The following is a 23,636-nucleotide window of genomic DNA, read 5'->3' as shown; positions in this document are numbered from 1 at the left end:
AACATCCTTCCAGCCCGCCGTCATGGCAAGCCATCTCAGATGTCACCTATCGGTGCATCAGAGCCACGTGATGGCCACGCAGCCAATCCGTGTCTGCGGATCTTGATTTCGGGTGGAGGCTTTCGATCTCTCGCCGCTTTCGCTGATTCGATCAACAGATACGGGCGGGAACAGCACGGTCTTCTGTTGACCTACGGAGCTCCGAGCGTGCGCCGGTGGATCGACGGTGGCGGTTGTGATCACCCTGAGGTCGTCGCCGGCCTGCTCAGCACCGCGTGGGGCGTTCCGATCCCACCGGCTGTCATCTGGCCGGAAGCCCGATCCGGCGGTCCACAGGTCCCGGCATATCTACAAGCATGGGTTCCTGCGCGTACTCTGGAAGAACTTGGGATCTTCTTGAGGAGCGACATGCTGACCAGGCGTGCGCTGCTGGCGGCAGCCATCGAAGCCACTACCGGTTCAACCCTGACGGATCCACTTCTGCGCTGGCTCGACCTCGGGCAGAACGGCCTGGCGGCGGTCGACCCCGCGTCGCGGTCCGGGCGTATCAACCTCGGCGCGGTGAACGCCGTGGAGCGGGCGATCCAGCACTGCGTGGCCAGTGACACCGCGGTCGGCGGAGGCCTTAGCCGCGAGGCGGCACTTGGGCAGTTGAAGTGGGCCGTCGACCTGTTGGACGAGTCCAGCTACGACGGCGAGACCGGCAACCGGATGCTGGCCGCCATCGCCAAACTATCCGGCGAGATCGGCTACATGAGCCACGACGCCGGCATGAATGGCCCCGCGCAGCGATACTTCGTCTACGGGCTGCAGGCCGCGCGCGAGTCGACCGACGAACGCGCCCCGCTGGTCGTGGTGGCGATCCTCGGTGACATGGTGCGCCAGCTCCGGACGCTCGGCGACCTTGCCGGTGCCGAACGACTCATTGAGGTGGCGTTGGCTCAGCTCCCCAACGACCAGGCATTCCACAGCGTGCGTGCCATGCTGTGGAGCGTGAAAGGCCGAGTGCTGGCCGGCATGGGAGCCTCCCGGTCGACGGAAGCGTGTGCCGCGATCGACTTGGCCTTTGAACTCTCCGCGGACGCGACATCCGTACAGCCACCGGAATGGCTCGGGTCGGTCTTCTACTACCTCGGCGAGCCGGAACTTCGCAGCCACGCCTCCGACGCCTACTTGGACCTGGCACCACACCGTCCAGAGCTGGCGGCCAAGGCGGAGGCGCAGGCAGTCGACGCGCTACACGGCTGGGACATCGCCTTCGTGCGCGAACGCGGCTACAGCTTGATCGACCTCACTCGCGCGCGATTCGCCCAAGGCGAACTCGAACAAGCCTGCAACGACGGCCGCTCGGCAATAGAGATGACCGCGCAGGTGCCCAGCTCGATGCGCCTCCGGGCATATCTTTCCACCTTGGAGTCCGAATCGGCCCCGTACCGAGGAGAGAAGGCTGTCGACGAGTTTCGCGACGAGCTGCGGCTGGCACTCGTATGAGGTCCGCCCCTCGCGGAGGTGACCGGTGGCGTCCAGTCCACTCGTGAGGCGCAGACGGCTGGGCAGGGAGCTGCATCGACTGCGGCAGGACGCCGGACTGACCTCCGAGCAGCTCGCACGCCGGATCCGAGGCGGTAGCCGTTTCAAGATCAGCAGGTTGGAGAACGCGGTCGGACGGCCGGACCCGGCTGAAGTCGTCGCGATCCTCGAAGCACTCGGCATGGCCGAGGGCAAAACGATGGACACCATGCTGACCATGGCCGGCGACGCGGCGACACGCGGCTGGTGGGAGTCCTACGACGCGCTCGGCGAGCGCCAGAAGGTCTATGCGGATCTGGAGTACGGCGCGCAGACCGTACGGGAGTATCAGCCGGTCGTCGTTCCGGGTCTGCTCCAGACCCGCGCCTACACGCGGGCCCGTTCGACGTCATGGCGCTTGCCCGGCGAGCCGCCGGACGCCTCGGAGGTGCAGGACGCGCTGGACGCCAAGGCGATGCGGCAGCGCGTCCTCGCGCGCGACGAAGGGCCGCGGTACGAGGTCGTGCTCGACGAGGTCGCGATCCGCCGGCTCGCCGCGCCGCCGAACGTCATGCGGGATCAACTCCTGCACCTCGTCGAGGCCGGGCGGACGGAGAAGGTGACGATACGGGTGCTGCCGCTCAACGCCCGGATCACCGACTACTGGCTTCCGCGCTCGCCGTTCTCCCAGTATGTCTACGGCGATGGCGATCCACTTGTGACCGCGGTCGATACCGAAACCGAGGATCTTGTGTACGACTCGCCGGACGACGTCGCGCCGTACACCGAGCTCTACAGCCGCTTGGCCGTCGCGGCGCTGGCACCCGAAGCGAGCGTGCGCTATCTGTCCAGGGCCGCGGCCGAGCTCGAAGCCGTCGAATGAAGAAGGGAATGTGCGATGAGCGAATCGATGCCGGGAAGCCGAACCGGGTGGCGAAAGAGCAACCGGAGCGGCCCCGCCGACAACTGCGTCGAAGTCCGAGACGAGGATTCGACGACCGCCGTACGTGACTCCAAGGACCCGGACGGCGACATGCTCAGGTTCTCCCGCAACGCCTGGTTTACCTTCGTCGCCGATCTCCGTAATCGATAGTACCGATTTCACCTCTCCAGCCCTAACCGAGCGAGTAGCGATGCCTGTTCGGGCGAGACGGTCAGGGCATGCTGGCGCTGCCGCGGGTAGATCTCGGCGGCGTCCCACTGCGCCGACCGGACGCTGGAGGCCGTGCCTATTTTGACTCCGCGGCTTCGGAGTTCGGCGAGCAGTTGCCGGGCATCGAACAGGTGGACCGAGGCGATGAGCCAAGGACGGATCGCACCGCGCGAGTGGGTCGCCGGTGCAGGCGGTCCGGCCAGGACCAGGTAGTAGTCGAGCAGGTCAGACTCGGTGACGTCGAGAAGTCCTTCCCGCTTGGCGTACCACTTGATGTTCACCGTCCGGCCGGCGAGCGGCCCGCCGACGAACCGGCCGTCGTAGGCCGCAGCGGTGGCTGAGCGCTCCAGGGTGATATCGAAGATACGCGCAGCAATCCAGTCGCCGAGGTGGCCGGAGACCATCGGACGGCCGATCATCCCGGCGATCCGCGCATCGATCGCGTTGCGCTCGCGCACCAGCTCAGCGATCAGTTCCAGCTGCTCATCCCGCATATCGGCGCTCCCGCGCTCGCGCCCGTCTGCCAGGCATCCCGGTCGTTACCCAAAACTACAACGCGTGCAGGATGTGGTCGTCCTAACCTGATCGGCATGACGGCGTTCGATTGGAACACGTTCCCGGTGCCGGCCGACGCGGGCCTTGAGACGGTGCCGGACATGATCCGGCGCGCGTTCGGTGTCCTGTAGGACCTCCGTGCCACCACCAACCACGGCTGCACCTTCACGCTGGCCGAAGGACCGCTCATCAGCAGCGACATCACCGCCACGGTCAGGTCACTGCTGCCGGCCGGGTGTCGTGCGGACGTGCTCCAGCCGGTGAACGTCTGGACCCGCAGCGCACAGTCCCGCCAGCCCACCGCATCCGCGCCCGTCGACGAGCCGGTACCAGCTGCAACTGAGGAATGGGCCAACGGCGCCGACGCCCACGGGCACCTCCTGCCCGCCCCGGCCATCGCCGCTCCCAGCGCAGAGCCCGCCGGCAACACGCTGCCGAAGCCCGCACCCACGGCGGGGATCGATACCCGCTGGCGCCGGGCACTGGACGACGATGCCGCCCTGGATGCGGATCTCGCGGATTGGCGCAATCCGGCGTCCACCCGGCTGCGCATCGCGATCCTCGGCCCGGTCGATGTCCAGGCCGCCGGCCCGCCACCCGACGAACGACTCCGGTTCCACCGCGAGATCGTCGTCTACCTCGCCTCCCGCGGACGCCACGGCGCCACCGGAGAACAACTCGACGCCGCCCTCTGGCCCGACACCATCGTCAGCCCACGCAGCCGCCGCGTCGCCATCAGCCGCACCCGCCGCTGGCTGGCCGAAACCCCCGACGGCGAACCCTGGCTCCCACCGAACAACAGCATCGACCGCACCTACCATCTCCACGACGGGTACCTCCTCGACTGGCACCTCTTCCGCCGCCTGCGCACCCGCGCCGAACTTGCCGGCCCCGACGGCGCTGCAGATCTGCGGCGTGCGCTCGAGCTCGTCCGCGGCCGGCCGCTCGCCGGAGCCGATCTCACCTACTCCACCCGCTACCGCACCCCATACGCCTGGCTACCGGACAGCGCAATCCAGCCGCACCACCTCGTCTCCGCGATCGTCGATACCGTCCACCAATACGTCGCCCTCTGCCTCGACACCGGCGACCTCGCCAGCGCCCGCTGGGCCGTCGACATCGCCTGGCAAGCGGACCAGGAACGCGCCGAAGACCACCCATGGCTCGACGCCATCCGTATCGCCTACCGCGCAGGGCACCGCTCCGAGGTTCGTACCCTGCTTGACGACCTCGTCCAGGCCCGCGATGCGGAGGTCCCAGAAGATCTGACAGCCGCCACGTACCGGGAGATCATCACCTTGATGCCAGAGATCGTGCGCGTGGGCTGAGCTGAGCCAGCCGCGAGGCGGCCTTTAGCTCCACCAGCCATCTCGCCGACCAGTCGACCAAGTCCTGTTAAGCGGCCGATCATCCGTTCCCACGCCCGGCTCAGGTACCGGAGGCGGTTAGCATCAGATTGGTAGCTCTGCGTACACCCTTCTGGGTGAGCCTGGCATCTTGTTGTTCTATATTTCAGCAGTTCAAGAGTGAATCTGGGGTGAGCGGGACAAAACCTGCTCGTCACTGCGGGTGATTCTGATCTACAGTGCTCAGTCGTGGGATACTCCCGATGGGTGCTGGCCGATCTGCAAGTGCATACGCCGGCCGATTTTCACCAGAAGTACGGCGACGTGGGCGGTCCGACGCCGAACCAGACCTTCGCAGACCGGCTGGTCAAGGCGCACGCGGATGCTGGCGTGACGGTCATCGCGGTGACCGATCACAACACCCTGGCCTGGTATCCGGAACTTGCCGCAGCGGGGCGCCGGCACGGCGTGGTGGTGTTTCCGGGGATCGAGTTCAACGTCAACAAGTGCCACCTGATGGCAATCTGGGAGTGCAACGAGGACGGCTATCGGCGCGGTCTCCAGTTTCTGGACGTGCTGTTCCCGCCGGACGGGCCGCCCGCGCTGAGCGCGCGGCGGGAGCCGAGCCCTACCTCTACGGGCTCGCCGCTCGAGCTGGTCAAGCTTGCTGCAACGAAGTACGGCGCCTTGGTGCTCGCTCCGCACTCCACCGCGAAGGGCATCGGGCTCTTCGCGCGCAGCGTGTGCAACATCAGCAGCCAGGTTGCGCAGAGCGGATTCGTCGTCGGCTTCGATGTCTGGGGAGACGAGGGTGCAGAGGTCCTGCGCAACCCCCGTTACGAATTCGGCGACGACGTTCCGGCCTGGTTCGTCTCGGGTGACGTCCGTGACTTCGAGACGGTCGGCAAACGCGCCGTCTATCTGAAGCTCGGCACGCCCCCGACGCTGGAAGGCCTGCGCCAGGCGTTCCTCATGCCCGAACAGCGCATTCGCTTTCCCGAGCACCTTCGCACGAAGTTCGGCCGGGTCCCAGGCCTGCGATTCATCGACGACACGGAGCCCACCTGGCCACGCATGACGCGTCTGACTGTCGAAGGTGGCTTTCACGATCGCCTCGCTGTCGAACTCGGGCCAGGCCTCAACGCCATCATCGGAGGCAAGGGGACCGGAAAGTCCACCGCGATCGAGATCATGCGCCACGTGTGCGCAGGGGCTGCGCCGAAGACGTCAGACAACCATAAGAACCGGATCGCCAACTTTTCGGCCAACGCGACCGCGCGCCTCGACATCGTCACTGGAGACCGACTGATCTACGAGATCGTGCGGTCCGGCGATGACACGCCACCTCAACTTCTCCGCAACGGCGCCGACACCGGCATCGACGTGAACCGCCGGTTCGGTATCAGCGTTTACGGCCAGCGCGAGCTCGCTCTGCTCCCCGACGATCAGGACGGGCTCCGCGAGTTTCTCGCAATCTCCGCCGATCCGGAGCTGAAAGGCGCGCAGACGCGGGAGAGTGCTTCTCTTCGGGAGCTTGAGAAGCTCGGCGCCGAGCTCGGCGCGCTCGAATCCGCGCTGGCGAAGTCCGTGGACAACGAGGAGAAGCTAAAGGACGTACGCGACCAGCTCGAGACCGCCAGCCAGCGGGGAGCGGCGCAACAGGTCGAGGCCTCCCGCGAACTCACCGCAGTACAGGAGGAAGTCTCAGCCACGGTCACCTGGCTGTCTGAAATCGAGCCGCTCGCCGGCCGAGTTGAGACCGCAGCCGAGGCACCGGATATTCGCGCGCATGACAGCGTTCCTCCGGCCCTGACCGCTGCGACCGCTCAGGTGCGATCCGCGATACTCGCCGCGGCCACCATGATTTCCGACGCCGCACGCATCGCCCAGAACGCTGTGGGACCCGCTGTCGCGGAGCACAACGCCCTGGTCCAGGAACGTCGGCATCAGATCAACGCGGCACTGGCCGATGCTGGACTCAGGGATCCCGATGAGTTGGCGCGCCTGCAACGCACGGCAGCTCAACTCGAACGTGCCGTAGCCAAGGTCCCCGATCAGCGACAGCGCCTGGAGGAACTGCGTACCACGTATATCGCTCAGCTCGAGTCGCTCCGTGATATCCGCGGAACGATCTCGCAGCTCTTGCAGGCAGCGGCGACCACAGTGTCGTCCACCGTCGGTGGACGTGTGCGGGTGACAGTGCGGCCGCTGGCAGACCGCGACGACCTGCTCGAGTTGTTGGTAACCCTTGTTGTGGGGAAGTACATCAACCGAGATCAGCTGGTCAAGTTGGCGGACGCTGGGCCCGCGCAGGTAGCCAGCGCGATCCGCGGCGACGAGGACCAGCTGGTCAAGCTGGGCGTGAGCAAGTCCACCGCTGGGAAGCTCCGCGAGCTCTCCCCAGTTGGGGTACGCGATATCGAGAAGTGCGCCACCCCAGACTTCATCGTCGTCGAGATCAACCTTGGCGAACCCGAACAGCCCCGCTGGCTCGACGTGCGCAAGGTGAGCCCTGGGCAGAAGGCCACCGCCATGCTGTCCCTCGCGCTGGTCACCGGAAACAACCCTCTGATTATCGACCAGCCCGAGGACGACCTCGACAACCGATACATCTATGACCAGGTCGTGCGTCAGCTCGCCGAAGTCGCCAACCGGCGCCAGATCATCGTGGCGACCCACAACCCCAACATCCCGATCCTCGGTGATGCAGAGATGATCATGGCACTGGACGCCAACATCGACCAGAGCACCGTCGTCGCCTGCGGCGCCATCGACGAGCCGAGGGTAGCGGACGCAGCTCGTCAGATCCTCGAAGGCGGTGACAAGGCATTCCAGGACCGCGCACGGCGGTACCGCGCGGCTCGGTGAGACGATGCCTCCCCGATGTGCGGGAGGCATGGTCTGCTGGCCCGATCAGCGGGGCGAGGATGGCGCGAACCACCGCCAGTCACCTCCGCTGCACCACCGCCAGCTCGTCGCGGGCGCGCGTCGCAGCCACGTAGACCAGGGAACGGGCTCGAAGCTCCGCGTCGCGGCGTTCGCTGTCGTCGAGGCGTTTCAACCGTTCCTTCTCCGCGGCGGACTGGAAGCCGACATCGGCCAGGACGACCTTGGCGAACTCCATGCCCTTCGCGCGGTGCATGGTCATCACCAGCACCCGGCCGTCAGTCGGCCGGTCGCGGTCGACCGCCCTGGCCGGGACACCTCGCTCGGTGAGCGCGTTGACGACCCGCTCCCGCTGCAGCTTGTCGTGGACGAGTACCGCGACTGTCTCAGGACGGGTGCCCATGGAGAGCCATGCCTTGATTCGGGTGGCGATGATGTCGAGCTCGGCGATCAGCGAGCCGGCATCGTCCACAGCCGGCTCGGGTCCTGAACGGGCGGACCGGTAGCCGGTCGATTCGGCTTCTTCCTCCAAATCGAGGAAGTCGCCGCCGTCGAGGATCGCCATCGCGTAGCGGAGGTTCTGCGCGGTGGTGCGGTAGTTGAGCGTGAGTCGTTGCGAACGGCCGACGATGCGGATGCCGTACCGGCCCAGGACGATCCGGTTGCCGTAGATGCGCTGGTGGGAGTCCTCGGCGATGAACAGATCATCCGCGCCCTCGTCGGCCAGCGCGCGAACCATCTGCCAGTGCGACGGCGAGAGGTCCTGCCCCTCGTCGATCAAGACGTGGTCGGCTGCGCCGCCGGCCGCGGCGAGATGTGCGGCGGCGACCGCGGCAGCCTCGGAGAAGTCGAGCGTCCCGTCAATGCGGCTCTGCGCCCTATATGCCGCGATCAACGCCCATACCGCATCTCGTCGCGCCCGATCGAGCGCCACGCCACGCCCTGGACGTCGTACCCGCCGATATTGATCCTCGTTCTTGACCTGGTTCGGGAGAACGACCAGCGCGTATTCCGCGCTGAGGAAGGTTTCGTTGGCGATCTCCGCAGGAAGCGTCGTGCCGGAGGACTCGACGACCTCCCGCCAGCGCCCGCTCGGCGTGCGCCCGGTGGGCGCGGAGCGGGCGTCTCCGAGGACGGTCTGTACTGCGTCTGCGATGGCGCTGCCCGCGGAGCGGATCACGGAGGCCGCCAGCGCATCGACCCCGGCGATGTGTACGCCAGGGTCGTTGAGTTTGGCGGCCTGCGGCACGGTGGGATCGAGCTGGGCAAGCCCGTCTTTCAGCGACTCGGCAAGATTGGTGGTGAAGGTGGTCAGTACGATCCGGGCTGCCGGATTCCGGCGGGCCAGGGAGCGGGCGCGATGGATCAGGACGACGGTCTTTCCGGTGCCGGCACCGCCGGAGAGCCGGAACGGGCCGGAGTAGGAGCGGGACACGTATCGACGCTGTTCCGGGTGGAGGAACACGCGCCAAGATCCGAAGTCGTCCTCCTCGATGACACGGCGCAGCTCTTCCTGCCCGTCGATGAACGCGAACTGCGACTGTGCGCCCGGCTTCTTCAGCGACACGAGCAGGTCGGCGTCTTCGTCGCCGGTCTGTTCCGGCGCCTCTAGCTGAAGCCGGTCGGCGATCGTGTCGATGGGATCCCGACCCGTCAGGTCGACCAGCAGCAGGCCGAGCCAGCCCTCGTGGCGTTGCGCCAGCTCCAGGACCGCGTCCTCGTCCGGAGCGGCGAGCGCCTGCTCCGCCACCTCCTCGGGGATGCCGAGCCGCTCCACCAGGTCGCCGAGTGTCCGTCCGAGCCTCGGCAGAAGCGGCTCCACAACCTGAGGCTTCGGCGGTACGGCAGGAGAGCTGGGCTGCTCGGTCTCTTCGATCTGCGGCAGGCCGTTGATCGGATTGACCTTCAGGCGTACGCGGTGCGCGACGGAGATGGCGTCGTCGTGCGGCCACACCCCGTGGACCACGTAGTGGCTGCCGCCCTCGCCGTCGAGGCGAAACATCACGGCGCGCCAGAACTGATCGACCCTGCCCGTCCGTACCCGCGGATCGGCCGCATGAGCGATCGGCTCGACGTGCAGGCCCGGCATCGTGTCGTCCTCCGACAGCTTCTGCAGGAACGTCATCGCCTTCGCCTTGACCGAACCGTCGATCTTGAGCGGCCACTTGGTCATGATGATGGTCGGCATCAGTGCTCCAGAAGTTCGGTCGGGGCCAGCGCCGCGATGATGGTTGCCAGCTCAGCCTCCACCACGACCCAGCCCGCGGCAGTCAGATCGGCCCGGTCTTCGTCCGGCATGTCGTAGACGGCGACGACGACCTGCCGATCCGGCCAGGAGAGGTCCATCGGGATGCCCTGCGGACCCTCGGCCCCGACGACTGGCGCCTGGATGCCGCCGTGCTCTGCGAGCAGACGGATCAGCTGGCGCTCGATGCCCGGTGCTGCCGACTCGTAGGGAGCCAGCCAGCTTTCGTCGGTCCCCGCCGGCAAGGCGTCCGCTTCTGCCTCGGTCTTCGGGGAAGGAGTCTTGGTCTGCTGCACCGTCAGGCTCGTTGTGGTGATGACGGTCGGCCAGTCGCGGAGGCTGAGCGCGTTGGCGAGTTGTAGCCACAGCCGCCAGGCGCCAGCGTGAGCCGTGTCGAGCATCTCGTCTCGGTCGTCGAGGACGAGCGCGACGCCGATTTCTGAGGCAGCGGACTCGACGACCACGGCGAGGGAGCCGAACTGCTTGATCACCACAGATCGGGTGCCAGCCGGGATTTCCTCTCCGAGGAGCGCCGCCCGTCCGGCGGTCGCCAGACTGACGCCGTCGGCGACCTTATGGGGTTTCTGGCCGGTGAGCATGAACATCGGTACCGCTCTGGCGACGATGCCGATGTCCGCCGGCTTCGGCTCTGCCACCCAGTTGAGCAGCCAGGTGAGCGGCCCGGCGCGAAGGCCGTCGTACGCCGCCGGGGTCGTGAGGAACTGCTGCTGCTTGAGTAGCTTCGCCACCGCAGCCGGTACGAACCAGCTCGGGGCGGCGACCGTGCCGCGCTCCGCATCTGTTATGTCCTGTGCGCTGATCGCCAGGACGATCCGTCCGGTATCGCGCAGGATGCCACGCTTCTCTGCATCATCCGCCAACCGGTTACGCGAGGCGACCGCGTGGAAAGAGCGGCCGTCCGTGAAGACGGCGACCGCAGGAACAGAAGTGTCGTTCGACTCGAGAACGAAGTCTGGCCTCGAGTTCTCGAGATTGACCTGCGGCGTAAGCGTCCACTGGCGAGATGCACCAGGCAGGGTGAACCGCAGCGCATTCCCCCATGCCTTCGGGACTTCGGTGATGGCAGCACCAGCGGCCTTCAACCCCTCCAGGAAGACCTTTCGGAACCGCTGTTCGAGGTGAGACTCGGGATCATCCTGGGGTGGGGTCTCGGTGATCCTCCAGGCAGGCCCGTCGGTCGACTCCGCGTCATCCGCGAGGCCCAGCAAAGCGCTGAGGTGACGCACGGCTGCCGCTCGTGAGGTACGCCGTACAGCAGCCGGTGCGGCGAACGGCAACAGACAGCGATGGCAGGCTAGCCGCTCCTCAAACTGGCACTCACATCTGCGTACTCGCTCCCATGCAAGATCGAGCAGTTCGCGGAGCTGCTCCGGAGCGGCCAGATCGGCCAGGTATCCAGTGCCGCCGGGCACCACGTCATGCAGGAGAAGCGCGTCGTGGTTGTCCGTGCCGTCGCTGAGCGTCGGGTCGATGACGTGCTCGACCCGGATGTGATCGGGATGCCCGCCGACCTGCTCGCGCAGGCCGAGCAGAAGCGCAGCGGCGATGCTGGGCACGGCGAAGTCGTCGCCGAGGGTCACCGCATGCGGGAGACGAATCAGCAGGCCCTGGGTGCGCAACGTGCGCGACAATGCGATCGTCGCCGTGCTCTCCGTGATCGCCGTCCGATAGAGACACCACGCACGATGCTCGTGAGGCTTGTTCCGGCCTGTGTCGGTGTCGAGCTTGCCGCACCCGGAACAGACCCGGAACAGCGAGCCGGTACGTTCGTCGGCCGAGATGATCCGGGTGGCGCCGTGCCCGGGCACGCCCACATTGATCCAGCGCAGATCCATCGTGCGCAGGTAGGTGCAGCCGATCCCGGTGTCCTCGGCGAACCATCGTCGCTGCATGTTGCCCAGATCGATGTCGGCCGCCGTGATGACCTGGAACGGAATGTGTTCCCGCTGGTCGCGGCGGTCGGAGATCATCGCCTCGTCCCGTCGGACCTCGGCCGAGACGTGCGAGAGCTCGACCACGTCCAGCCGCTGTCCGGTGTCCGCGATCCCGGTGCTGCCGCACCGTGGGCACGCCGTGACCTGCCGCTCTTGGCCGGAGGCCGCGGTGTCGACGGCGAAGCCGCAGGCAGGGCAGAACGTCCAGGGGCGGATGGACTCGCCGTCGATGCCCAGGTCGATCGCGTCGATCGCGATCTCCCAGCCACGGGCGTAGAACGTGGCGCCGGGCGCGAACTCCCGGATCGCTTGGGCTGACCCACGCTGGAACTGTGCGTGATCGTTTCGGAAGTCGTTGGAGTCCGGGTCGGTCCAGCTGATGCCCACGTCCAGCGTGACGGTGTCGTCGAGCAGCGTGTAGTTGGGCAGCAGGCCGTATTCTTCGAGCACGCCGATCCAGTACTCGCCGCGGAGGTGGGCCAGCTGCCCCTGGGTCAGCGAGCGGGTCGCCCGGGCGGATCGGAGCGCGCGCCGGTCGTCGTCGGTGGCTGCCGGTGACTGCTCCTTGGCCTCCAACTCGGGGATCACCTTCGCGAGTTCCTTCTCGCGCAGCTTGAGCGTCTCCACCGTCACCTGCCAGCGACGGCTCGCCGTGTGCACGTGAGCGGCGAACATGCTCGTGCCCGCGCCGGCGATCGGCCGTACCCAGCCCTTCAGATCATCGATGACCTGTTGCGGGAGTGGGGCGAGCGAGTCGGTGAAACGCTCGACCGCTTGCTGTCCACCCGCCTCGGCGGCGGCAATCAGATCGCCGAGGAACGAGTCCCGATCGCTTGACCCCATCGCCCCGCCGGCGCTTCTAGGCCGCTTGCGGAGCGGATCGCGGGCCATGGCGTCGACCAAGCAGGCGGTGTACTGGCGGCGAAGGATCTCCTCGGCTTGGAAATAAATGGCTGGTGGCCGTACCTCGCCGTTGATCACCGACAGTGGCTCGCCCAGCTTGGGGAGCTGGTCGCCGCGGCCGGTCAGGTAGGCCAGATTCAGCGCATTGCCGGTCAGACGGCCGGCACGGCCGACACGCTGCAGGTAGGAGGCGACGGTCCGTGGAAGTGAGGAGAGCAGCACGGTGGACAGGTCGCCGATGTCGATACCCATCTCCAGCGTGGGCGTGGCGACCAGGACGTTCGGCGCCTGAGGCACCGTCGCGGCGCTCTTGAAACCCTCCTCGTACCGCACGCGGGTCTCGTCGTCGAGCAGGCTGGTGTGCTCACGGGCCACGATCCGCCGCATGTCCGGAGACGCGTACAGGCGGCGATAGAAGTTGTCCGGCAGCGGTTCCCTGGTGAGTCGGCCACGGCAGCGGACGAGCATGCACGGCGCGCCGTCGAGCTGCTCGACGGCGGCGACGCTGCCAGGCGTGAGCGAGCGGCAGGTGTCGCAGGCCAACATGTGATGACCGGCGGCCAGGTCGTCCGTCGAGGTGGGTATGACGACGACGCCGGATGCCGGGATTCCGTAGACCGTGGCCCCGGACTGACTGGTAGTCGCCGTGAGGACGCCGTCCCGCACCAGCCGGTCGAACAGCAACCGGGCCAGCCTGCCGCCGTCAGCCGGGCTGACCGGAAGTACGCGAGACGTCCACTGGGCGTACCAGGACTGCGACGATGTGACCGCGTCGAGGTTGTCGCCGCCCGAGTCGGCCGCACCCCCGACCCTCGGATAGGCGGGGGCGGGCCGGTCGCGAGGGAACGCCGGCATGCCGTCCGCGCGGGGGCGTCCGCCCCAGATCGAGTAGCGCCGCCCGTCCTCCTGCCGGTACGTGACGAACCACGGGTGGTCGATGGCGCCCTGCACCCGCATCCGGTCCAGCACGCCGCGGACCCACTGCACGAGCGCGTCGTCGCTGGGCTCGCCGGAGTCCGCGTCGAGCGCGTTCTGCAGAGTGAAACCGTGCAGCGCAGCACGGGCGGCTGCAGCCATCCGCGCGGGCGCTCCCGCCGCGACCTCGACGGCGGCGGCGCCGGTCAGCTCGAGCGTGCGACCGACCCGGGAGTTGAGCCCGAACTCCAGCGCTACGTCGAGCGCCAGCCGACGCCGGACACGGCGCATCACCGGAGCCGGCACGCCACGCAGCGCGGACGTCGTCCAGAACGGGGCGAACGAGTCACGATCCGCGCAGTCCGGGGCGAGCAGCCGATATCGCTGGAACGCATCCCGGCCGGTCTGCTGAATCGCCTCCTCCACCAGCATGTCCAGGCTGATCGAGCCAGCGGCGACCGCGGCGTGCAGCGCCGCACGCAGCGTCAAGGTGTGCGAGCGGGCCTCGACGAAGCCCGCGCGGTGCGCCGCGTCCTGCACGGAGTCCGTGAAGACCAGAGCCTTCTTCTCCTGTACGTCCACCGCGGCGGAGCCAAACAGTGTGGACAGTGAGACCGACACCAGGGTCGCGATCGCGCTGCCCAGGAAGCGGATGCCGTCGGCCTGCCCGCAGGACGGACAGTTGTCATCCCGGGCATCCTTGTCAGCATCCTTGCCGGCGCTAGTCAGCACCGGCAGGATCCAGCCATCACGCAGCTCCGGATCGTCGTCGGCCGGCACCTCGTACCGCAGCTCACGGCCGCGCACCGAGAACCAGGCCAGCCCTTCGGAGAGCCCGCCGCCCGCATAGGCGGCGCCCGCCTCAGCCGGCGCGTAGAGCAGGGCCCGGAAACGACCCTCCCGCGTCGCGTGATTGCGCCGGATCGACTCGTCGTCGACCGCGAGACTGGTGCCGACCGGGGCGAGGGCGACGCCCCAGCCGGATCGACCGCAATGACGGCAGTGCACGGCCGGGAAGGACGGGCGTACATCCTCGGTGTCGCCGCCCGCGACCGGCGGGCCGTCGTCGCCCCACCGGAAGCTCGCCGTGGTGTCCGCCGCCCGGTCGATCCGGGTCAGCTCCCTCACCCACAGATGCACCTCGACGGAGAGCGCGTCCCGGCCGACGAGCGCGCGAACGTGCCCGAGCGTCGCGACCACGGCCGAGATGACGGTCGTCCAGTCCTCGTCCACGTTGCCAGCGGCCAAGCTCGACGTGCGGCGGCCGGCCTGCCCACCGATCCGGCGAACCAGGTCGTCCAGGCTGACCGCGTCGACACACTCGAAGGCGAGCTCCTGCACGAGCTGGTTCGCCTTCGTCAGCGCCAGCAGCAGCTCGGGGCCTGCGGTGGCAAGACGGTCCTCCGGACCGTTCCAGAGCCTTCCGAGGACGGTACGGGCCAGCGCCTCGCCGTCCGGGTCGGTGCCGAATGCTTCGACCGCGTCCCGGATCTCGGCGATCGGGAAGTCGTGCGGCGCGGTGAACCCGGCGGCGTCGACGGTGGCCGCGGCGTCGCCGACCCACTCATCCAACGTCTGACGGGACTCGACCACCACGGCCTCCGGCGGAAAATTCTCACCGAAGACGGTCTCCGCGAAGCTCAGCATTGCGCCGGGATCGCCCTTGTCACCGAGCGTCGCTGATGTCGCGACCGGTGTGATCAGGCCGAGTGGGCGGGCACGATCCTCGCTCGACAGGCCGGGATCATCGTCGTGCCAGTGGCTCTTCAACGCCAGGCCGAGACGGCGTAGCAGCATGGCAACGTCGGTGCCCTGCGCGCCGTCGTAGGTATGGAACTCGTCCAGCACCAGGTAGCGCAGGCTGGTCGCGGACTGCTGCCAGAGGCCCTGGTCGTCGTGCCGCAGGAGCAGCTGATCGAGCATCTTGTAGTTGGTGAGCAGGATGTCCGGCGCACTGTCGCGGATGATCCCGCGGTCGGTGATCAGGCCGTCCGCGGAGACCATGGTCCGCGGCTTGCCCTTCTGGCCGGTGTAGAGGGCAGCGGTAATCGAGGACAGCTCGGAGTGCGAGGTGAGCAGACCGGCGAGACGCTTCGCCTGGTCGTTGGCGAGCGCGTTCATCGGGTAGAGTATCAGCGCCTTGGTGCCGGTCACGCCCTCCAGCCGGGCGCGGCGCACGTGGTCCAGGATCGGGTGGAGGAACGCCTCGGTCTTGCCGGAACCGGTGCCGGTGGTGACCAGCGTGGGCTTCGGCCGGTGGCCGGCTCTTGAGGAGAGACGGGCAAAGGCACCTGCCTGATGACCGTACGGATTGTGGCCCTCGTACCAGTCCAGGTGCTCCCGCCAGCCCTCGTCCGCAGGGCGGAACGGCAGCCGTAGGCGCACGTAGGGGCCCTTGAACATGCCGTTCACCGGCTCTGACAGGAAACGGTCCAGCCCGTCACGCGCGTCCGAGTCGGTCAGCGCGAAGGTCGTGGTCAGATAGTCAACCAGGCTGTGCCGGACGTTCGCAGCTTGGACTGTGGGCAGCAGCTCGCTCACGAACGCTCCCGAAGCCGCTGCTCGAAGTGGTTGTACGCCTCGGTCATGTCCGCCTCCCGATCAAGGGTGACGAACGGCAGCTCGTAGGTGTAAGTGGTGCCTGCCTGGTTGGTGGCGGTGCGCTCGTCCTCGCTAATGCGGTCTTTTTTCTTACGCCATGCGGATAGAACAGCATTAGGGACAAGGCGCCCATTGTAATCATAAAAATAGGTGGAACGGTCATATCCGCGAAGAACTGGAAATTGTGCGCGATAGATCGTACACAACTCCTCTGCTGAAATCCCCAGTGTTAAGGCGACCAGTGCATCGATCTCTACCAGCGCTTGCCTGCGATCAAGGGCGATCCTTAGTGGCGTTTGCGAGGTCCAATACGGGCTCACTTTGCCTAGTTCTACTCTGCGGATATGCTGGGATCTGGTGGCCCACGTGTCTTTCTCAAAAAGTTCTTTGTAGCAATCTCGCCAAAGGTTGGCGTAGGCCAGGGTGATGCAATTTAGGCGAAGTGCTCGAAGGGCAATTTCTGCAGATAAGGGATGGCTGATGTTGATCGGGAGTCGATCGATGGTTCCGGCAAGAATTGCTGACTTTGGGGAAACTCTGACAAGAAGGTCCGAAAGAATCGATGACAGGAACCCGGTTGCAATGGCCAGGCTTGAGGCATCTCGGTCGAGGGGCGCCGCTGAATAAATCGTCAGAATATGGGCAGAGCCGGGAGGAATGATTGCAGGGATTAGTGTGCGCTCGTTCTGACTATCTGCCATGGCTCGCCAGGCCAGGCGGTAGTGGTCTCTGGCTGGGTCTGAGTGCGACCCGTTACCCCAGTCCGTGTACGCGCGGTCGTAATCCCGGAGCTCCCCGATCGGTTGGTATGCGGTCGCGGGAATATCTTGGTCCGTTAGTCTTTCGAAATCCGTTGCGGACCAGTCTTGGTTGTTTCGCATGGTTGGATTGGGAAATTTGTATAGCGGGGTTGAAACATATAGATGTGGCCCCTGGAGAATTGCAGAATTCCAGTTCTTAGGAATTGCCCAGTTCGATTGGAATCGCCCTTTAATTCGATCATTCTTCTCGTGCCAACCGGCAGAGAATTGCAGCTTTAAGCTTTCAATTCGCGTCGCCTTAGAGAGCTTCTCGAGTGCGGTCGCGGTGGATGCGTTTACGGTATACGCCATCCGAGTTTGCGTCACTGGAACGTCGTTTGCCTCTAGTGCGGCATGCCAAATGCGAAGCGTGGGTTCTGTAATGCGCGAAATTCGGGCACGATGTGGGCGCACATCCCAGCGGCCCTGATCGTCTTTTAGCCCGGGCTCGGATCCGGACCCATCATGTGTCAGTGATCGAACTGCGGTGTCCGGATGATAGAGCGAGGTGGCTTGGGTGAACTCCGGATTTTCCCTTCTGGCGCCGTGAATGGTCACTCCGAAGTGATTGTGATGATGAATTTCGAAGAGCTTTAGTTCGTTGATAAAGTGCCAGTGCCGACGAAGTCGGTGGTACAATTCGGAGCGTAGCGGCCCTGCTTTTTCGTCGGTAAAGTGAGTGTTTAGACTGATCATCCCGATTGTGCCTCGCCTGGAGCTGTGTCGCCACATCGATTCCATGAAGCAGCGGTATAGATCAGGTTGAAGGCCAAGAAGGTATGGATACTGTCGGGCAGATCCTACAAAAGCCGCCATGGCCGAGACCTCAACGGTTCCATCGATCACTAGATCGGGGATTCCGGCTAGTGCCAGCGTTTCAACTCTTTTGGTATCAACTTGGCTCTGACTCGGCTTCTGGGCGAGCTGCCACCAAGGGTCGCCTTCGGCAAGCAGCGCATCCACGTCAGACCGTGGCCGGACCCAAGGCGGGTTTCCAACCTGGAGGTCGAAGCCGCCGCGGGCGAAGACGGTGGCGAAGTCGAGGTTCCAGTGGAAGAAGCCCTGGCGTTCGGCGATGCGTTCGCAGACGACGAGCCAGGGGTGATCGCGAAGTACTTCGCCGATGGAGTTTGCGCTGGCGAGGCCAAGTTCGAGGGGCTCGGCTTCGTTTAGCGCGTGCCAGTCCATGTCCGCGCTGAAGGATGTCTCGGCCGACTTGCCGCGCTTGCGAACGTCGGGGTTCCGGCCGAGAAGCCCTTGAAGACCGGCAATCCACTGCTCGGTCGTCGGAGGCGTAATCACCACGCCGTTCACTGTCGCGGCGGCCTCGGTGAGTGGCCAGAACCAAAGGGCCGTCCAGGCGTCCATCACTCGGCGCAGTCGCTGGTAGGCACCGCCCTCGTCGGCCAGCGCGCGTTCGATCTCTTCGCGCTGGATGGTGGCGCCGTCGTCGAGAGGGCCGGCCTCCCAGACCGGAATGTCGCGGCGGATTGACTTCTCGGCGATGTCCAAGCGACGCCAGGCGATCTGCCACAGTGTCTCGACGCGATGCGCCAGTTCGGCGTACCCGTCGAGCTGGGCTTTGGTGGGTTTCGTTTTGGTCTTGCCACGCCAGGTTTTGAGCGCCTTCGCGGCTTCCGGGGCGAGCTTCGCGGCCTCCGTGGCGTCGGCGGCGGAGCCCCAGCCGTCGGCGGGGAGGAGGAAGTGGTGGATGCCATCGGTGCCGACCCGGCGCTCCGCCATGTCCTCACGCAGCGGTGTCAGCGGCACCTCCGTTGGTACCGCGCCGAGCCACGACTTGTCGGCCACCTGCTTGCGCGTGTAGACGGCGCGACGGGCACCGACCAGCGAGTTTCCGCGCCGCAGGTGCAGGCCGAACCAAGGAGCGGAAAGGCCCTGCACCATCGTGTCGAGCCAGAGGGAGACTTCGGCGAGTTCGACGGCGGTGGCGTTGAGGTCGACGCCGTAGACGTTGTGCAGCGCCAGGTAGGCCTTGACCTCCTGGAGGCGGCGCGGGTAATCGTCCGGGTCGATTCGCTTGCCCTCGTCGATCAGCTCGGCCTGGCGGCGCTTGAGATATTCTTCGGCGAGTTGCCGGACCGCCTCGATTGCGAAGGCGCCGGAGCCCAGTGCCGGCTCGCAGATCTTCATCTCGAGGATCTCTGAGGCGCGGGTCTCCTCGGTGAGGAGCTCTTCCAGCGCCTGCCCGACCGTGAATCTGGTAAGCACTTCGGGGGTGTAGTACGAGGCGGATTGCTGGCGTTCGCGGCCGGCGAGACGGAATACGAACGATCCCTGCTCGTGCAGCACCGGCTGCATCTCGCCGGTCGCCACGTTGAGCTGCTTGACGAAGTCGGTGGCCGCGATGCCGTCGGCCCGGGAGACCGGCACGACCCAGGAGCCCTTGCTGCCGTCGCCGCCCTTCGCCACCTCGTAGAGGTCGGTTTCGGCGAAGAAGCCGGTGTACGACATGAGTCCCTCGTACACCGCGCCGAGCTGGTTGATGCCCAGCTCCGCGTACGAGATGAAGCCTCTGTCCTTGCCTCGCTTCTCCTTGCTCAGCAGTAGGTGGGTGAGAACCTGCTGGAGTGCCGCGTTGCCGAGGCCGGCCTCGTCGATGTGCGCGGTCGCCTCGGGGCGGAACAGGTCGGCGCGCAGCGGGTTGAACGTCAGGCCCTGCGTGGTCAGCGCCTCCTCGTCGGGCTCCTCCAGCACGTGACCCTGGTCCACCAGCCGGAAGAGCACGCCGAGGGATTCGTAGAGGTGGGTGCCAGCGCGGGCGCGCGGGGTGGCCAGCTCGACCTGGACGAGTTCGCGGAGGCGGTCGAGGCTGTAGCCCTGGTCGTACTCGGGGGCGCCGATCGGCAGTACGCCAAGTTCGGGCGACGCCTCGGCGTAGAGCAGGAAGAGGATGCGGTAGAGGAACCGTAGCGACTGCTTGGCCAGCGGCTGGGCCTCGGTGGCTGGCAGCGGGTCGAGGCCCTTGGCGCGGCGTCGCTGGACGACCTCGTTCGCGATGATTTCGATGGAGAGCCGGACGCCGTCGCGGAGGTCCTTCGAGACGCCGACCGTGTGCTTGATCGACTCTTCGAGGACGCCGTTCCACCACAGGCTGCCGTCCCCGTCGGGTGCGATCGATTCGGCGCTCAGGCAGGTCAGGGCGCGGTCGATCTCGCCGCCGCGCTTGGTGTCGTTGCGCTCGCAGATGAGCTGCAGGTTGACGGCGAGGTAGCGGCCCTCTGCCCAGCGTTCCTGCTCGGCCAGCACCGCCCAGCGGCCGGCCAGGATCAGGATCAGGCTGGGTGCGTCGTCCTCGCGGAACAGCGCGGACACCAGACGCGCGGCCGAGGTCAGCTCGTCGCCGTCCTCGTCCAGGCGTACCGGTGCGGCCAGTGTGGGCCCATCTTTGGCGAGCACGTCCTCGACCGTGCCGGCTGGTTGAGCGCGCACGACGGCGAGTGGCGCGCGGTCGGTGATGCCCGGCGCAGAGACGCGAAGGATCGGCCCGTTCTCTTGAACATTCAGGCCGTGGTCGCGCAGCTCGAGGAGGCCGATGATCCGCTCGTAGATCGACGCGAGCGCGTCGTCGGTGGTGTGCCGGTCGGTTACCCCGAGGTCGGCTTCGACGTCGGCTAGCTCGGTGAGCTTGGCCAGGTCCGCTTCCAGTTCCAGCCGCGCCTCGGTAAACCGGCTGCGCGGCGTGCGGCGCCCAGCGGCTGCTTCGGCGTCCCACTCCTTGCGGCGCTCCAGGACCTTCGCCTGGAACGACTCCTTGGTGGTCTCGGTGGTGAAGTAGTGCTCGGAGATCCAGGCCTCGCCGACCAGGATCGCGTCGGACACGCTCATACCTGTTCTCCCGTTGACGGAACGACGACCAGCAGCGGGCGTACCAGCTGCCGGTCCGGATTCATCTCGGCGACGAGATGCTGTTCCTGTTTGATGCTGACCCGCCGCTGTTTGAGGTCGCTGCGCTGGATGAGCGCATCGGCATCGTTCTGCCACTGGGCGAGCCGGCGGGACCACTCCTCGACCCGGTGCGCGACATCCTTCTCCGCGGCGGCGAACAGGTCGCGCATCTGTACGCGGGCGTTGGCCACCGCCGGCTGGATGAACCGACGAAGCTCACCGGCGCCGGCCACCGGTCCCGGGTTGGACCGGACGCTGTCCCAGCCAAGCGCGGCCAGTGCATCGGCTGCCGATGAATGCGGCGTCACCAGTGCGAACGACGGATCGTCCGGCATCGGGAACTCGGCGGTCATCCAGGCCGCGGAGACGACCTGCCCCCGCTTGTTCGTCAGCGTTCCCAGCAACATGACGGTCGGCGCGTCCACGCCGCCCCGCACCGCGAAGACTTCGTTGCGTCCCAGCCCGGACAGCGCCCGGTCGGAGGCCCAGTCGAGCACCGGGTGCAGCGGGCTCAGATAGTGCGCGTCCGGCCAGCTCGATCCGTTGTCGTCCCGCAGTGCCTCGGTCATCCTGTCCATGCCGCGGGCGACGGTGGTGGCCAGCACCAGCTTATCGGTGACGCGGCGGTCGGCGAGGTAGGTCTGCGGCAGCACGTCAAGGCGTTGGATCAGGTCCGGCGGCGGGGTCAGCTCCGCGGTGCCGAAGGCAGGGTCACGCCGCCAGGAGACGCCGCTGTTGCTGAGCGGCGCCGCCGGGTCGATGAACGCGGTGTGCAGGGCCTCGTCGAGGTATGAGATGTCGTCGGGGTAGAGCCCGGAACCCGGCGTGGTGGTGACGTCCCGTGATTCCTCCTCGTCCGTGTCGTCGTCGAGGAACCCGAGGAACATGGCGTCCAAATCGCCGCCGGCCAGCACGTCGTCCGGGGTGCGGACCACGTCGTCGAGTTTTCTCCGGCCGGAGAGGACAGCGCGAATCGCCTCCTCCTCGCCCTTGACGTCGTACTCGCCCATGAGCGAGGCGACGTCACCGAGCGCGCGATGCGCCTCGTTCTCCTTGTCGACCAGCTTCGCAAGGATGCGGATGTCGCCGCCGAACCGGCCGCCGGACGGCTCCAACAGCAGCGTGGTGATGCCCGGCGGATGCAGCTGGCCGTAGCGGTCGATCCGGCCGTTGCGCTGCTCGATCCGGATCAGGCTCCACGGAATGTCGTAGTGGATCAGCTCGTGGCATTGCGAGTGAAGGTTGACGCCCTCCGAGGCCACATCGCCGGTGACCAGGATCCGTACCGGCGTGTGTGCTTGTTTGAAAGCGTCGACGACCCGCTGCTGGTCGTCGTCCGGCAGCCCGCCGTGCATGATCTCGACCGCCTCGGCCGGCATGCCGAGGTCGGCGGGTAGGTGCTCGTGCAACCAGGTGAGGGTGGCGACCCGTTCCGCGAAGACAACGGCACGCGTCGACGATCCCTTGCCGACGCCGAGCTCTCGAAGCCGCGAGATCAGGCGGGCGTACTTGGCGGAGCCCTCGGCCTGGGAGACCGCGTTGAGCGCGGCAAGCCGCTCCAGAGCAACTCGCTCAGCCTTTGCCGCAGCTTCAGCGCCGAGTCGATCTATACGCTGTTTGACCGTCTCGGCAAGGGCGGCCGGTGAGGACAGAAAGGCCTTGGCAAGAGTCCATGGGAAGAGCGATGCGTTCTGGCCGGAGTACGGGGTGCGTTCGTTCGAGGGCCACAGCCAGACGTGCTCCAGCTCCGCGGCGACCGCGTTCTCCGCGGGACCGGCCGGGATCAGGATGTTCTCCGGTTCGCGGCGTTCGGCCCAGTCGGCGCCGACCTCACCCGCCACCTCAGGGCTGTGCCGGTGGCGGCGGACGCGGAGACGTTTGATCTCGGCATCCATCAGCTCGCCGTTCGGCGGGATGGCAGACGGGTCGAGCAGCCGGATGAGCTCGGCGAACGACTCCGCCCGGCCGTTGTGTGGCGTCGCTGAGGCGAGGATCAGCGTTTCGGTGTTTCGCGACAGAGTCCGCGCCAGCTTGTTGTTCTGTGTGGTCGCGTTGGAGAGGTTGTGCGCCTCGTCGATAACGACCGCATCCCACCGCTGTTTACGCAGGCTGGCGGCGTACCGCTCCGACTTCAGTGTGTCGATGGAGATGATGGCACGACGGAAATAGGTGAAAGGATTCCTGTTCGCCGGCAGTTTCTGCCGAACCCGCTGAATTCCCGCCGAGTCGAGCCTGACGAACGGCAACGCGAAACGCGACCACAATTCCTGTTGCATCTGCTCAAGGACGTGGCGCGGGGTGACGACCAGGATGCGGTCACCGCGGCCACGCCGGACGAGTTCGGAGAGGATCATTCCGATCTCGAGGGTCTTGCCCAGGCCGACCGCGTCGGCCAGCAGGATCCGTGGCCGAAGATTGGCCGGATCGAGCGCTTTGCGCACAGCGGCCTGCTGGTAGCGCAGCGGCTTGGCCAGCGCCTGCGTGGACACGGAGAGGGATTCATCGCCGAGCGGGACCGCGGTTTTGCGGAACGTGGATTCGAGCCAGAGGCGCGCCCGGCGGTACTTCGGGCTGTCGTCGGCCACGACGAGTGCCTCGGCCGGGTCCAGCGGCTCGATGCGGTCCAGCGACCTGTAGAAGACGGCAGTGGTGTCCCGGACCAGCTCGCTGAGGCCTCGGGCCCGGATGAGCAGTCCGTCCGCTGTGTCCTCGGCAGTCTGGACGAGCCACTCCTCGTCCCGGACGACCACAACCGACCCCGGCGCTATTTCCAGCGGTTCCCCGGAACGATTCTCGCTCATGGTCGCCTCACCTCTGTCAGTCGTTGGGCAGCGTTGATCGTATCCAGATCAACACAGCCGG

General features: G+C 66.6%; 10 protein-coding genes. 5 read left to right on the top strand and 5 right to left on the bottom strand.

Features of this window, described 5'->3' with window-relative positions; all coding sequences use genetic code 11:
* The first annotated feature begins 39 nt into the window (after positions 1-39).
* Genes J2S44_RS05335 through J2S44_RS05325 form a run of 3 tightly spaced genes read left to right on the top strand, consistent with a single transcriptional unit; the run spans position 40 to position 2,602 of the window.
* Positions 40-1,491 (top strand): NsdA family TPR-like regulatory protein, encoded by a 1,452-nt coding sequence (locus J2S44_RS05335; RefSeq protein WP_488193105.1) that lies wholly within the window; start codon positions 40-42, stop codon positions 1,489-1,491.
* A 25-nt stretch (positions 1,492-1,516) separates the two neighbouring features.
* Positions 1,517-2,392 carry a helix-turn-helix domain-containing protein gene (locus tag J2S44_RS05330; protein WP_310409489.1) on the top strand — a complete coding sequence of 292 codons (876 nt, stop codon included), beginning with the start codon at positions 1,517-1,519 and terminating at the stop codon, positions 2,390-2,392.
* A gap of 15 nt (positions 2,393-2,407) precedes the next feature.
* Positions 2,408-2,602, top strand: coding sequence for a DUF397 domain-containing protein (locus J2S44_RS05325; RefSeq protein ID WP_310409488.1), 195 nt, complete (start codon positions 2,408-2,410; stop codon positions 2,600-2,602).
* An 8-nt stretch (positions 2,603-2,610) separates the two neighbouring features.
* Here J2S44_RS05325 and J2S44_RS05320 read toward each other — a convergent pair whose 3' ends face one another.
* Positions 2,611-3,156 carry a hypothetical protein gene (locus J2S44_RS05320; RefSeq protein WP_310409485.1) on the bottom strand — a complete coding sequence of 182 codons (546 nt, stop codon included), beginning with the start codon at positions 3,154-3,156 and terminating at the stop codon, positions 2,611-2,613.
* A gap of 321 nt (positions 3,157-3,477) precedes the next feature.
* On the opposite strand from J2S44_RS05320, the gene J2S44_RS05315 reads away from it, so the two are divergent.
* The gene (locus J2S44_RS05315) at positions 3,478-4,545 is read left to right on the top strand and encodes an AfsR/SARP family transcriptional regulator (protein WP_310409484.1); all 1,068 of its coding nucleotides are present in this window, start codon (positions 3,478-3,480) and stop codon (positions 4,543-4,545) included.
* A 267-nt stretch (positions 4,546-4,812) separates the two neighbouring features.
* The gene (locus J2S44_RS05310; RefSeq protein ID WP_374727803.1) at positions 4,813-7,431 is read left to right on the top strand and encodes a TrlF family AAA-like ATPase; all 2,619 of its coding nucleotides are present in this window, start codon (positions 4,813-4,815) and stop codon (positions 7,429-7,431) included.
* Between the two features lie 79 nt (positions 7,432-7,510).
* Here the strand turns inward: J2S44_RS05310 and J2S44_RS05305 are convergent, their stop codons facing one another.
* From J2S44_RS05305 to J2S44_RS05290, 4 genes are read right to left on the bottom strand one after another with little or no spacing between them, the layout of a single operon-like run.
* Complete coding sequence (locus J2S44_RS05305) at positions 7,511-9,637, bottom strand: UvrD-helicase domain-containing protein (protein WP_310409482.1); 2,127 nt, start codon at positions 9,635-9,637, stop codon at positions 7,511-7,513.
* Positions 9,637-16,008, bottom strand: coding sequence for a DEAD/DEAH box helicase (locus J2S44_RS05300; RefSeq protein WP_310409481.1), 6,372 nt, complete (start codon positions 16,006-16,008; stop codon positions 9,637-9,639). Before J2S44_RS05300 ends, J2S44_RS05305 begins: the two co-directional genes overlap by 1 nt.
* A complete protein-coding gene (locus J2S44_RS05295; protein WP_310409479.1) occupies positions 16,005-20,714 on the bottom strand; it encodes a class I SAM-dependent DNA methyltransferase in 4,710 nt (1,569 codons plus the stop codon). The genes J2S44_RS05300 and J2S44_RS05295 overlap by 4 nt, the downstream gene beginning before the upstream one ends.
* A complete protein-coding gene (locus tag J2S44_RS05290) occupies positions 20,711-23,575 on the bottom strand; it encodes an SNF2-related protein (RefSeq protein ID WP_310409478.1) in 2,865 nt (954 codons plus the stop codon). Before J2S44_RS05290 ends, J2S44_RS05295 begins: the two co-directional genes overlap by 4 nt.
* Between the last annotated feature and the right edge of the window lie 61 nt (positions 23,576-23,636).

Source organism: Catenuloplanes niger, assembly GCF_031458255.1.
GTDB lineage: Bacteria > Actinomycetota > Actinomycetes > Mycobacteriales > Micromonosporaceae > Catenuloplanes > Catenuloplanes niger.
This window is presented reverse-complemented; position numbering and strand designations above follow the sequence as displayed.

What these genes read in the sequence shown, in the direction of transcription:
- J2S44_RS05290 (WP_310409478.1), bottom strand. Translation starts at nt 23,575, where the DNA reads ATGAGCGAGAATCGTTCCGGGGAACCGCTGGAAATAGCGCCGGGGTCG.
- J2S44_RS05305 (WP_310409482.1), bottom strand. Translation starts at nt 9,637, where the DNA reads ATGCCGACCATCATCATGACCAAGTGGCCGCTCAAGATCGACGGTTCG.
- J2S44_RS05325 (WP_310409488.1), top strand. Translation starts at nt 2,408, where the DNA reads ATGAGCGAATCGATGCCGGGAAGCCGAACCGGGTGGCGAAAGAGCAAC.
- J2S44_RS05295 (WP_310409479.1), bottom strand. Translation starts at nt 20,714, where the DNA reads ATGAGCGTGTCCGACGCGATCCTGGTCGGCGAGGCCTGGATCTCCGAG.
- J2S44_RS05320 (WP_310409485.1), bottom strand. Translation starts at nt 3,156, where the DNA reads ATGCGGGATGAGCAGCTGGAACTGATCGCTGAGCTGGTGCGCGAGCGC.
- J2S44_RS05335 (WP_488193105.1), top strand. Translation starts at nt 40, where the DNA reads ATGTCACCTATCGGTGCATCAGAGCCACGTGATGGCCACGCAGCCAAT.